This is a genomic window from Citrobacter sp. CK206, from assembly GCF_030333125.1.
Classification (GTDB): domain Bacteria; phylum Pseudomonadota; class Gammaproteobacteria; order Enterobacterales; family Enterobacteriaceae; genus Citrobacter_B; species Citrobacter_B koseri.
The window spans coordinates 324,447-337,022 of record NZ_JAOWGM010000021.1; the positions used below are offsets into that span (position 1 = coordinate 324,447).

Annotated in this window: 9 protein-coding genes; 2 read left to right on the plus strand and 7 right to left on the minus strand. The window is 54.9% G+C overall.

Annotation, left to right across the window (positions count from 1 at the left end; translation table 11 throughout):
• Positions 1-2: 2 nt before the first annotated feature.
• Complete coding sequence (aes, locus tag OGX81_RS04600; protein ID WP_104868980.1) at positions 3-962, minus strand: acetyl esterase; 960 nt, start codon at positions 960-962, stop codon at positions 3-5.
• 152 nt (positions 963-1,114) lie between these two features.
• Here aes and gsk point away from each other — a divergent pair, with 152 nt between their 5' ends.
• Entirely contained in the window at positions 1,115-2,419 is a 1,305-nt protein-coding gene (gsk, locus tag OGX81_RS04605; RefSeq protein WP_047458391.1) for an inosine/guanosine kinase, read from the plus strand.
• A gap of 90 nt (positions 2,420-2,509) precedes the next feature.
• On the opposite strand, the gene ybaL is transcribed toward gsk, so the two are convergent.
• Both ybaL and fsr read right to left on the minus strand, forming a co-directional pair.
• Positions 2,510-4,186, minus strand: coding sequence for a YbaL family putative K(+) efflux transporter (gene ybaL / locus OGX81_RS04610; RefSeq protein WP_012133496.1), 1,677 nt, complete (start codon positions 4,184-4,186; stop codon positions 2,510-2,512).
• 279 nt (positions 4,187-4,465) lie between these two features.
• On the minus strand, positions 4,466-5,686 hold the full coding sequence (gene fsr / locus OGX81_RS04615; protein ID WP_012133495.1) for a fosmidomycin MFS transporter: 1,221 nt from the start codon (positions 5,684-5,686) through the stop codon (positions 4,466-4,468).
• Positions 5,687-5,860: 174 nt separating this feature from the next.
• On the opposite strand from fsr, the gene ushA reads away from it, so the two are divergent.
• Entirely contained in the window at positions 5,861-7,513 is a 1,653-nt protein-coding gene (gene ushA, locus OGX81_RS04620) for a bifunctional UDP-sugar hydrolase/5'-nucleotidase UshA (protein ID WP_104868979.1), read from the plus strand.
• Positions 7,514-7,594: 81 nt separating this feature from the next.
• Here ushA and ybaK read toward each other — a convergent pair whose 3' ends face one another.
• The 4 genes from ybaK to OGX81_RS04640 form a co-directional block, all read right to left on the minus strand.
• Positions 7,595-8,074: a Cys-tRNA(Pro)/Cys-tRNA(Cys) deacylase YbaK gene (gene ybaK, locus OGX81_RS04625; protein ID WP_012133493.1), complete on the minus strand. Its 480-nt coding sequence runs from the start codon at positions 8,072-8,074 to the stop codon at positions 7,595-7,597.
• 200 nt (positions 8,075-8,274) lie between these two features.
• Positions 8,275-9,069, minus strand: a complete 795-nt coding sequence (locus OGX81_RS04630) for a TraB/GumN family protein (protein WP_047458383.1) — start codon at positions 9,067-9,069, stop codon at positions 8,275-8,277.
• Between the two features lie 143 nt (positions 9,070-9,212).
• Positions 9,213-11,714 (minus strand): copper-exporting P-type ATPase CopA, encoded by a 2,502-nt coding sequence (gene copA, locus OGX81_RS04635; RefSeq protein WP_104868978.1) that lies wholly within the window; start codon positions 11,712-11,714, stop codon positions 9,213-9,215.
• Positions 11,715-11,809: 95 nt separating this feature from the next.
• Complete coding sequence (locus OGX81_RS04640; protein WP_012133490.1) at positions 11,810-12,523, minus strand: MgtC/SapB family protein; 714 nt, start codon at positions 12,521-12,523, stop codon at positions 11,810-11,812.
• Between the last annotated feature and the right edge of the window lie 53 nt (positions 12,524-12,576).

The window sequence follows — 12,576 nt, forward strand, 5'->3', positions numbered from 1 at the left end:
GGCTATTTTAACTGCGCCATAAAGAAACGCGCGCCATCCTGTAGCGCATCGTCAGCGGTTTTCATCATGCGTGAATAGTGCAGGAAGGCGTGCAGCGTGCCGGGGTACATCCGGTACTCACTGGGCTGATTATGCGCCTGGAGCGTCTGGTGCAGCAGACGGCTGTCATCAAGTAACGGATCGAACTCCGCGCCGGCAATAAAGCAGGGCGGCACATTGCGGGTCAGATCGTTATTGAACAGGCAATACCAGGGGGATTCGCGATCCTGCTCGTCACGCAGATAGGCGTTTTCATACCTCTCCAGATCCTGACGGGTTAAGCCGTCCCATTCTCCGCCAAACAAACGGCGACTGGGCGAATCCTGTAACCCGTAGAGACCATACCACAGCAGCGTGGCGACCACGCTCCCGCATACAATCTGCTTATCGCGCAGCCACAGCGCGCTGGCGAGCGCCAGCATAGCGCCTGCGGAATCCCCGGCAAAACCGATTTGCGCCATGTTCAATGCGTATTCATCGGCGCGTTGATGAAAGAACCGACATGCCGCGACGGTCTCCTCAATCGCCTGTGGGAAACGCGCCTCGGGAGAGAGCGTATAGTCGATGCCGACGACCGTACACCGCGTATAGCTCGCCAGCAGCCGCATAATGCGGTCGTGGGTATCCAGATTGCCGAGAATAAATCCGCCGCCGTGCAGATAAAACAGCGTTGCCCTGCTGTTGTGCTGTGGATAATACAGACGCGTGGCGACCTCGCCGTAGGATGTGGGAACCGCCGCCGCCCGCGTTGCCATCTGCGGCGCTCCGGCGTTCCAGAACCGGCGCTCGCGGGTGTAGTGCTGGCGCTGCGCCGCAATGTCATCCGCAGGCCACGGCGGCAGCTCCGCCTGATGAACGTTGATGACGGCCCTCATCTGCGCAGAAATAAGATCGAGAACGGGAATTTTGTTTTCTGGCTTCATAACGCGCTCCTTGTGAAATGCCTCCATTGTAGAAAGCGATCGCCAATAAACTGCGATCTCACCGTCCGATATTGAAACTCCGCGCCTCGTCGCGCGGGCAGGGGGGAATGTGCTACCATGCACCGCTCAGTTATCCACCTGTAAACACAATCATGAAATTTCCCGGTAAACGTAAATCCAAACACTATTTCCCCGTTAATGCCCGTGACCCGCTGTTGCAACAAATTCAGGCTGAAAATGAAACCAGCGCGTCATGGGTGGTTGGTATCGATCAGACGCTGGTGGATATTGAAGCGAAAGTCGATGATGACTTTGTGAAACGTTATGGATTGAGCGCCGGGCATTCTCTGGTGATTGAGGATGATGTCGCAGAAGCGTTGTATCAGGAGCTGGTGCGTGAAAACCTGATCACCCACCAGTTTGCCGGTGGCACCATTGGTAACACCATGCACAACTACTCGGTGCTGGCGGACGATCGCTCCGTTCTGCTGGGCGTGATGTGCAGCAACATTGAGATTGGCAGCTACGCCTATCGCTATTTATGTAACACATCGAGCCGTACCGACCTCAACCACCTGCAAGGGGTTGATGGCCCCATTGGCCGCTGCTTTACGCTGATTGGCGAATCCGGCGAGCGTACCTTCGCCATCAGTCCCGGCCACATGAACCAGCTTCGGGCGGAGAGCATCCCGGAATCGGTGATTGCGGGCGCATCTGCGCTGGTGCTGACCTCCTATCTGGTGCGCTGTAAACCGGGCGAGCCGATGCCGGAAGCGACCATGAAAGCCATTGAGTACGCGAAAAAGCATAATGTGCCGGTGGTGCTGACCCTGGGGACGAAGTTTGTTATCGCCGATAATCCGCAGTGGTGGCAGGCGTTCCTCAAAGAGCATGTCTCCATTCTGGCGATGAATGAAGAAGAGGCGGAAGCGTTAACCGGCGAGAACGATCCGCTGCTGGCGTCTGATAAGGCGCTGGACTGGGTGGATCTGGTGCTGTGTACCGCCGGGCCGATTGGGTTGTATATGGCGGGCTTTACCGAAGATGAAGCGAAACGCAAAACCCAGCACCCGCTGCTGCCGGGGGCGATTGCCGAGTTTAATCAGTATGAGTTCAGCCGTGCGATGCGGCATAAAGATTGTCTCCATCCGCTGCGGGTCTACTCGCACATCGCCCCGTACATGGGCGGGCCGGAAAAAATCATGAACACCAATGGCGCGGGAGACGGCGCGCTGGCGGCGCTGTTACATGATATTACCGCCAATAATTATCACCGCACCAATGTGCCTAACTCCAGCAAGCATAAATTCACCTGGCTGACCTATTCGTCTTTGGCGCAGGTGTGTAAGTATGCGAACCGTGTGAGTTATCAGGTATTGAACCAGCATTCCCCGCGGTTGACGCGCGGTCTGCCGGAACGGGAAGACAGCCTCGAAGAGTCTTACTGGGATCGATGAGTTATTGCCCGATGGCGCTGCGCTTATCGGGCCTACAAGAAAATCGTAGGCCGGATAAGGTGATTACACCGCCATCCGGCATCACACCGTTTAACCCGTCACCACTTCGCCTGCGGGCGGGGTTTCCAGCAGCTCCAGCATGGTGCGGGCAATTTCACGCTCGCCCATCACCACCTGATTCGCTCCGCGCTCGGTGATGTATTCCACCTCATCGTCATAATGCGCGCGCGCGATAATCTCAATGTGCGGGCATTTCTCGCGGGCGGAGGCCACGATTTCACCGGCTTCGTAGCCGTTCGGAATGGTCAGCAGCAGCCAGCGAGCGCAGTCCAGATGCGCCAGATTCATGATCTCTTCGTTAGCGGCATTCCCCAGTACGGCGCGAATACCGCGTTCACGCAGCTCATCCACGCGGGTACGTGAGGTTTCAATGACCACCAGCGGAATGCCTGCCGCCATCAGTTTTTCGCCCAGCAGACTACCGACGCGGCCAAAACCGACCAGCAGCGCGTGGTTGCAGATATCCACCGGAATCTGCTTCTCTTCTTCGATCGCTTCTTCCAGCGTCTGCTCTTCCAGCGTTTCCGTTTTGGCGAGGTATTTCTCTAACAGCGCAAACAGCACCGGGTTGAGCATAATCGACAGAATCGCGCCCGCCAGCACCAGGTTCTGCCCTGCCTGCGGCAGCAGATCCAACGCCATGCCCAGACCTGCCAGAATAAAGGCAAATTCACCAATCTGCGCCAGGCTGGCGGCGATGGTCAGCGCGGTGCGCGGCGAGTGCCCGAACAGGCGAACCAGGAAGAAAGCGGCAACCGATTTACCAAAGATAATAATGGCCAGCGTAGCCAATACCGCCATCGGCTGTTGAATCAGGATTAACGGGTCAAACAGCATCCCGACGGAGACAAAGAACAGGACCGCAAAGGCGTCGCGAAGCGGCAGCGTATCGTGTGCGGCGCGGTGGCTCAATTCTGATTCGTTTAACACCATCCCGGCAAAGAAAGCGCCCAGCGCAAAGGAGACATCGAACAGCTCGACGGCGCCAAAGGCGATACCCAGCGCCAGCGCCAGTACGGAAAGGGTAAACAGTTCACGGGAGCCGGTGGCGGCGCTGCGCGCCATAATCCACGGCACCAGACGGCGCCCAACCAGCATCATAATGGCGATAAACGCCACCACTTTACCGATGGTGATGCCCATATCGACTGCCAGCGACGCGAAGCCGACATCGCCTTTTTCCAGCATTCCCGCCACGGCGGGCAGAAGAACCAGCGTCAGAACCATCACCAGATCTTCCACAATCAGCCAGCCGATGGCGATTTGCCCGCGCTGACTGTCAATGAGCTGTCTCTCTTCAAGCGCGCGCAGCAGCACCACGGTACTGGCGGTTGAAAGACATAACCCGAAGACGATACCGGTCATGAGCGACCAACCCAACACCGCTGAAAGCGCCATACCCAGCAACGTCGCCACGGCTATCTGGGCGATCGCGCCGGGAATGGCGATGGCCTTTACCGCCATCAGATCCTTCAATGAAAAGTGCAACCCGACGCCGAACATCAGCAGGATTACGCCAAGCTCCGCCAGTTCAGGCGCAAGTTTGGTATCCGCGACAAAACCCGGAGTAAATGGCCCCGCAAGAACGCCCGCTAACAGATATCCCACCAGAGGAGAAATACGCAGTTTATTGGCAAGCATGCCGAGTATAAAAGCGAGCACGAGGCCGCCAACAATGGTGGTAATAAGCGGGGTGGCGTGATGCATTCCGTCTCCTTTGGTCGTTATGTTGATCCATTTTTGGTCGCCCTGGCGTCATCGCTCGCACAGCCTCACAAACGATGGCGCCAGAGAAACCAAAATTCCAGGTAATAGTTTATGACAATTTCGATGTTTATGTTTATGAATAATTGTTGAAATTTGATGAAAAGTGGAATTTAGAATAAAAAAGGCACGGATTGGAAAACTGGCGGGGTGTCTGTGAGCTAAAGGCTTACGGTGACTGGAAGAGAGTGCGACCAAAGTTTACCTTTGGCCGCAGGAAAATCAGGCTTTATGTCGGTTGTCAGGCAAGAATATGGTCAGTATCCCCAGAAGTGGCAGGAAAGCACATATTTTGTAGACCAAATCAATACTGGTGTGGTCGGCGAGCAGGCCTAATACCGCAGCGCCAAGGCCTCCCATACCGAACGCGAAACCGAAAAAGAGCCCAGAAACCATACCGATACGCCCCGGAAGCAGTTCCTGCGCATACACCAGGATGGCAGAAAAGGCCGATGCGAGGATAAAACCAATTATCACGGTTAAAATCCCCGTCCAGTGCAGGGTTGCATAGGGTAAAACGAGAGTAAACGGCGCTACACCCAGAATTGAGCCCCAAATAACATATTTTCGGCCTATTTTATCACCCAGAGGCCCGCCGATTACCGTTCCAGCCGCAACGGCAAACAGGAAGGCAAACAGATGAAACTGTGCGTTTTGTACCGATAATCCGAATTTTTGCATCAGATAAAAGGTGTAATAGCTGCTGATGCTCGCCATATAGAAGTATTTGGAGAAAATCAGGACTAACAGCACGCTGACGGCGAGTATCACTTTATTGCGCGGCAGCGGATTGACGATGGTCGCCTTCGGTTTTCCTTTACTTATCCGGTGTTGCGCGGCATACCAGCGGCTGATCTGCGCCAGCACAATAATGGCCAGCAACGCGGCCAGTACAAACCAGGCCACATTACCTTTGCCATATGGCGCGATGATGACAGCAGCCAGTAGCGGCCCCAGCGAACTGCCGAAGTTGCCGCCAACCTGGAAGATGGATTGCGCCAGCCCGTGGCGCCCGCCGGAGGCCATACGCGCCACGCGGGAAGATTCTGGATGAAATACCGAAGAACCGGTGCCGACCAGCGCCGCCGCCAGCAGCACGGCGCCAAAACTGCCCGCCAGCGCCAGCAGTACCAGACCGCTCAGCGTAAAGCACATCCCAATGGGGAGCGACCACGGCATGGGATATTTATCCGTCCAGTATCCGACGACCGGCTGGAGCAGGGAGGAGGCGAGCTGGAAGGTCAGGGTAATCATCCCTATCTGCATAAAGGTCAGGGAAAACTCTGATTGCAGCAGCGGGTAAATCGCTAAAATTAGCGACTGGATCATATCGTTCAACAAATGAGACAGGCTGATCGCGCCTAAGATGCCAAACGAGGTGCGTGCTTTAGTCGCCGCAGCAGAGGCGCCCGCTAACGGCTGGGTTGGTTCACTCATTGCCATAGAATGTCACTTCTGTTTTGTTTGCGATGTTGGGGATAATCGAATTTGTAATTATTACTCGACTAACATACCTGTGGACGGTGTTTGAAGGAAGTCTCAATTCTGAAAACATTTTCGACTATTATTTCAGATCATTGTAATTTCAGCGGTTGATATTGAGTCAGGGAGAGAAGCATGAAATTTTTGAAACGGGGTGTGGCGCTGGTATTGTTTGCCGCGTTTACGCTGGCAAGCCAGCCTGTTCAGGCTTATGAAAAAGATAAAACCTATAAAATCACCATTCTGCATACTAACGATCACCACGGCCATTTCTGGCGCAGCGAATACAGCGAGTACGGTTTATCGGCGCAAAAAACGCTGGTGGACGGCATTCGCAAAGAGGTTGCGGCTGAAGGCGGCAGCGTGCTTCTGCTTTCCGGTGGCGACATTAACACTGGCGTACCGGAATCCGACCTGCAGGACGCGGAACCTGACTTTCGTGGTATGAACCTGATTGGCTACGATGCGATGGCCGTCGGTAATCATGAGTTTGATAATCCGCTCAGCGTGCTGCGTCAGCAGGAAAAGTGGGCCAAATTCCCCTTCCTCTCCGCCAATATCTACCAAAAGAGTACCGGAGAACGCCTGTTCAAGCCCTGGGCTATTTTTAAACGCCAGGATCTGAAAATCGCCGTCCTCGGATTGACGACGGACGACACCGCGAAGATCGGTAACCCGGAATTCTTCACCGATATCGAGTTCCGTAAACCGGCCGAAGAGGCGAAGGTGGTGATTCAGGAACTGCAAGTGAATGAAAAGCCGGACATCATTATCGCCACTACCCACATGGGGCACTATGACAACGGCGATCACGGTTCGAACGCGCCGGGCGATGTTGAAATGGCGCGTAGTCTGCCAAAAGGCTCGCTGGCGATGATTGTGGGTGGTCACTCACAGGACCCGGTGTGCATGGCGTCTGAAAACAAAAAGCAGGTTGATTATGTGCCGGGTACGCCTTGCGCGCCGGATAAGCAGAACGGCATCTGGATTGTGCAGGCGCATGAGTGGGGGAAATACGTTGGCCGCGCGGACTTTGAGTTCCGTAACGGCGAGATGAAAATGGTCAACTATCAGCTCATTCCGGTAAACCTGAAGAAGAAAGTCACCTGGGATAACGGGAAAAGTGAGCGCGTACTTTACACCCCGGAAATTTCAGAAAATCAGCAAATGCTCTCGCTTCTGACGCCATTCCAGAACAAAGGTAAAGCGCAGCTGGACGTGAAGATTGGCAGCGTCAATGGTCGTCTTGAAGGGGATCGCAACAAAGTTCGCTTTGTGCAGACTAATATGGGCCATCTGATTCTGGCCGCGCAAATCGCGCGCACCAGCGCCGATTTCGGCGTGATGAGCGGCGGGGGGATTCGCGACTCCATTGAAGGCGGCAACATTACCTATAAAAGCGTGCTCAAGGTGCAGCCGTTTGGCAACGTAGTGGTCTATGTCGACATGAGCGGTAAAGAGGTGGTTGATTACCTGACCGCCGTCGCACAGATGAAGCCGGATTCCGGGGCGTATCCGCAGTTTGCGAACGTCAGTTTTGTGGCGAAAGACGGCAAACTTCATGACCTGAAAATTAAAGACGAGCCTGTTGACCCGGCGAAAACCTACCGGATGGCAACGCTGAGCTTCAATGCGACGGGCGGCGACGGGTATCCGCAAATTGATAATAAACCGGGATACGTGAATACCGGGTTTATTGATGCGGAAGTGCTGAAAGAGTACGTGCAGAAGAACTCACCGCTGGATGCCAGCGCGTATGAGCCGAAGGGCGAAGTCAGCTGGCAGTAACAGGGCGTAGTGCCGGTATGGGTCAATGCGGTTTGTAGGCCTGATAAGCGTAGCGCCATCAGGCAATCATTCTAAAATCGCTTAATCCCGGCGTGCGATATCGGCGAATTTCGCATCCAGAATTTTGGCTAAATCGCCCGCCGCCAGCTCGATGTCCAGCCCGCGTTTGCCGCCGGAAACATAAATGGTGGCGAACGTTTGAGCCGGCGCGTCAATCAGCGTCGGCAGTCGTTTTTTCTGCCCCAGCGGGCTGATGCCGCCGACCAGATAACCTGTCGTCCGTTGGGCGACCATCGGATCGGCCATATCGACCTTTTTAGCCCCCAGCGCTTTCGCTACTTTTTTCAGATCCAGCTGTCCGGCAACGGGCGTTACCGCGACCGCCAGGTGCTTCATATCGCCGTTTACGGCAACCAGCAGCGTCTTGTAAACCTGATCAGGATTCAGGCCTAATTTGCGCACCACTTCATCGCCAAAATTGGTTTCTGACGGATCGTGATCGTAGGCGTGGATCTGAAAAGTAATGTTGTTTTTTTCGAGTAATTTTACGGCGGGTGTCATAGCAATTATTCCTGGCCCAGACAAAATACCCTTAAAGCATACTCCTGATGGTGGTCTAAAAAATAGTACCATCTTGCGCAATAGTATTGGCAGGATGGTGACTTTGAGCGACAATCGACATAACCAGGGCGCTACGTCCTGGCATAATAATAACGATGAAATTCCTCTTTGACGGGCCAATAGAAATATTGGCCATTTTTTTAACGCATTAGTGCAGGCAAATTGCCTTCCCCGTAAAGATGAAGCGCGCCGACCGCCACGACATACCGACCCGGCGGCATGGCATGCAGACGTTCCCGCCAGGCGACATTTCGCTGATGCATCAGCACATCATACAGCGACTGACTGAAAGTATTCGGCAACGAAATAGCATTATTCTGCGGGGGCGATTTCAGCCACCAGCTCATCATCTGTTGCAGCAGTCTGGCGTTGGTATGCCAGTGCGTCAGGGTATCATCCAGTAGCGCCAGTCCGTTATCAGGGAGCTGGCACAGCAGATCGATCTGGCTGGAAGCGCCTTCCAGTTCGATGATCGGTTTTTGCGCCTGTTTTGCCGTTTTCAGCAACTGGTAATCAATACCGTATTCCGGTCGCAGCCCCAGTTGTTGCGCCTGAGTCGCCTGCAATATCATGGCGATTTGCCATAACGGCTGGGTCGAAAAGAGAGAAGGGGAAATGCCCAGTTCATGGGTGATTTTATGCAGGCGCTGACGTAACTCGTCGCTAATTCGCTCATCCAGGTCGGCAAAGGCAGGCAGGTCGGTAAAAGGCGAATCGTTGCCTGAAACATCGGCTTCAACAATCAGCGCGTCCGCCTGCCTGAGCTTTTTAAGCAGTTTTGCCGGAAGGGGGGCCATATCGCGCGTTCCCATGTGAATACTGCCCACAAGATGAAAACAGCGATCGCCGGGTAACATGATGTCGATGGCAGGCCAGGTATAATGGTTGCCGCGCAGTGCAGCCCATAACGCTTTTACCCGGTATAACAGATCCATACGCCCTCCCTTAGTGGAAAACCATGCTAGCGTGTGGCTCTGGAAGGTGCAATGCGTGAAATGCCGGATGGCGACGCAAAAGCATCTTATCCAGCCTACGATGAGAGTGCTGCGTAGGCCGGATAAGCGTTAGCGCAGGCGCCTTATTCTTTTGGTTTAAAGCGCAACAACCGGTTGGCGTTGCTCATCACGGTAATTGAGGAAAGCGCCATTGCCGCGCCTGCCACAACCGGGTTAAGCAGCGTGCCGGTGAACGGCCACAGAATCCCGGCGGCAACGGGGATGCCGATGCTGTTATAGATAAACGCGCCGAGCAGGTTCTGCTTCATGTTTCGCAGGGTCGCCCGTGAGATGGCCAGCGCGTCAGCTACGCCCATCAGGCTATGGCGCATCAGGGTTATCGCCGCAGTTTCAATCGCCACGTCGCTGCCGCCACCCATCGCGATGCCGACATCCGCCTGCGCCAGCGCCGGTGCGTCGTTGATGCCATCGCCGACCATTGCGACCTGACGTCCCTGACTTTGCAGACGCTTAATCGCATCGGCTTTACCGTCCGGCAGCACGCCCGCGATCACCTCATCAATCCCGGCTTCTTTGGCAATGGCGTTGGCGGTGGTCGGGTTATCCCCGGTTAACATCACCAGACGATACCCGGCGCGGTGCAGGCGCTGAAGCGCTGCGACGCTGTCGCTGCGCAGCGGATCGCGGATCGCCAGCAGCGCCGCGGCTTTTCCGTCAATCGCCAGCAATACGGGCGTTGCCCCCTGAGAAGCCTGCGCTGAAATTTCATCGTCCATTGCGGTCGTGACAACCTGTTGTTCATTCAGCAGCGCCTGATTGCCTAACAGCAACGTATGCCCGTCCGCTTCGCCGCTAACGCCTAAGCCACGTAACGTCCGAAAGTTATTCACCTGAGGCAGGGCGGCGTCGGCGGCTTTTTCCAGGATAGCGTGCGCCAGCGGGTGGCTGGAGCCTTGTTCCAGCGCGGCCGCCAGACGTAAGGCGCCCGCCTCATCGGTATCGCCAAATGTCCTGATGGCGACGACCTGCGGTTTACCTTCCGTCAACGTACCTGTTTTATCAAATATCACGGTGTCCAGCGTGCTGGCGCGTTGCAGCGCGTCGGCATCGCGTACCAGGACGCCAAATTCAGCGGCGCGTCCGACGCCCGAGATAATCGACATCGGTGTCGCCAGACCCAGCGCACACGGACAGGCGATAATCAGGACGGTGGTGGCGATCACCAGCGTGTAAACAATTTGCGGCGCCGGCCCAAAGATATACCAGATACCTGCGCTCACCAGGGCAATCACCACCACGACTGGCACGAACACCGAGGAGATTTTATCGGCAAGCTGACCGATTTCCGGTTTGCTGCTCTGTGCCTGGCGCACCATGCGAATAATGCGCGACAAGGTGGTATGGCTGCCGACTGCGCTTGCGCGAAACAGCACGCTGCCGTCCTGCACCACGGTTCCGGCGTGAACGCTGTCGCCTTCGCCTTTCTGCTGCGGGATCGGTTCGCCGGTGAGCATCGCTTCATCCAGCCAGGCTTCGCCCTGAGTGATTTCACCGTCTACCGGCACACGGTCGCCGGTGGTCAGACGCAGCAACATGCCCGGCTGTACATCCGCCAGAGGTACGCTTTTTTCACCGTCATCAGTGACCACGCGCGCCGTCGGCGGAGTTAAGTCGAGCAATTTTTCCAGCGCCTTAGAAGAGCGCTGACGCGCGCGGGCTTCCAGCATGTGTCCGAGGTTGATCAGACCGATGATCATCGCACTGGCTTCATAATAGAGATGGCGCGCTTCCATCGGGAACCACTGCGGCCACAGGTTGACGCTCATCGAGTACAGCCAGGCCACCCCGGTGCCGAGCGCCACCAGCGTATCCATCGTGGCGGTGCCGTTCATCAGGCTTTTCCATGCGCTGCGGTAGAAGTGTCCGCCCGCAAAAACCATCACGGCAAGGGTCGCCAGGCCGATTGCCAGCCACAGGCTGCGGTTATCGGCGGTGACCATCATGTTGTCGCCGAGCATCCCCCAGACCATCACCGGCACGCCGACCAGCAGCGCGACAATCGCCTGCCAGCGGAAGCGTTTCATGGTAGCGAGTGCGGTTTCCTGCTGGCGTTCGCGGCGTTTAACGTCATCTTCGATCGCTTCTGCGCCGTAGCCTGCTTTCTCTACCGCCTGCACTAAATCTGCGGCGGACGCGCTGCCCATTACCAGCGCAGTGCGTTCCGCCAGGTTTACCCGTGCCTGTGTGACGCCCGGTACGCTTTGCAATGCGTTTTGCACCCGGGAAACACAGCTGGCGCAGCTCATGCCGCTTAACAGCAGCTGTTGGCTTTCATCATCGGCCGTCGCTGCCGGAAGCTCAGGGGGAACCGCTGTCAGTGCTTCCGACGGGATTGATGACTCCGCCAGCGGTTTAGCCTTTGGGTGGCTTAACTCCGCGCCGTAACCGGCTTGTTTAATGGTTTCAATAAGCGCTTCGGCGCTGGCGCTGCCGGTAACGTGCGCTTCGGTTACCGTGACGTCCGCCTGTTCAACGTCAGGACGTTGTTCAAGACTTTCTTTCACGCGTTTGACGCAGTGACCACAGGACAGACCGTCCAGGGTCAGGTCGATAGTTTGAGACATAACACACTCCTTTATGACAGGATTAACTGACTGTGATAAAGGGTAAACCTTCCATCAAGGGGAAGGTCAAGAAGTTTGTTTTATACTCGTGTTTTTCAGTGTTCCAGCGCGATAGCGCAGACGTGTTCGAGCGTAGAAAGGTTGCTGTACAGTTCGGGCAGAGTTATTTTTTTTCTGATCACAACCTTAAGGTTGACCTCTATTTTTCCCTTTTTTACATCGCGGATAGTAATGGTCTCAATAATGCTTTTTTGCTGATTAATACTTTCTACCAGCGTGTGTAGCCCTGATTTTTCGTCAAGAATAATGCGGATTTTTACTTTGCCGGGGAGCTGGTTTTTTGTTTGTAAAAAGATCACAAAATAACTGAGCTTTATAGCCAGCAGAAATAACCCTGTGGCAAGCAGGGCATGAAGATAAAAACCGGCTCCGCTGGTAATTCCTATGCCAGCAGAAGCCCAGACGATGGCTGCTGTTGTTAGCCCGGATATCGCATCATCATGGCGATGGAGGATAACCCCGGCACCGAGAAAACCCACGCCACTGATGATTTGTGCGGCCAGGCGCATAGGATCGCTACGGATATTCATTGAAATCTCAGCGTAATACTCCGCAGATTGAATCGAAACAATGGTCAGGGCACAACTGGCTACTGAAATAATCACACATGTTTTAAACCCGACAGGCTTTCCCTTTGATTCTCTTTCAAGCCCGATGATTCCTCCCAGGAAAAAAGCGACGCAAATTTTGCATAATGTAATTAAAATTGGTTCTCCTTCACCAGAGAGGATGAGTGCTAACGTATTCATTTTTCCTCCAGAAAAACATAACCTTACACACTGCGCGAATATCTTCTTTTTCT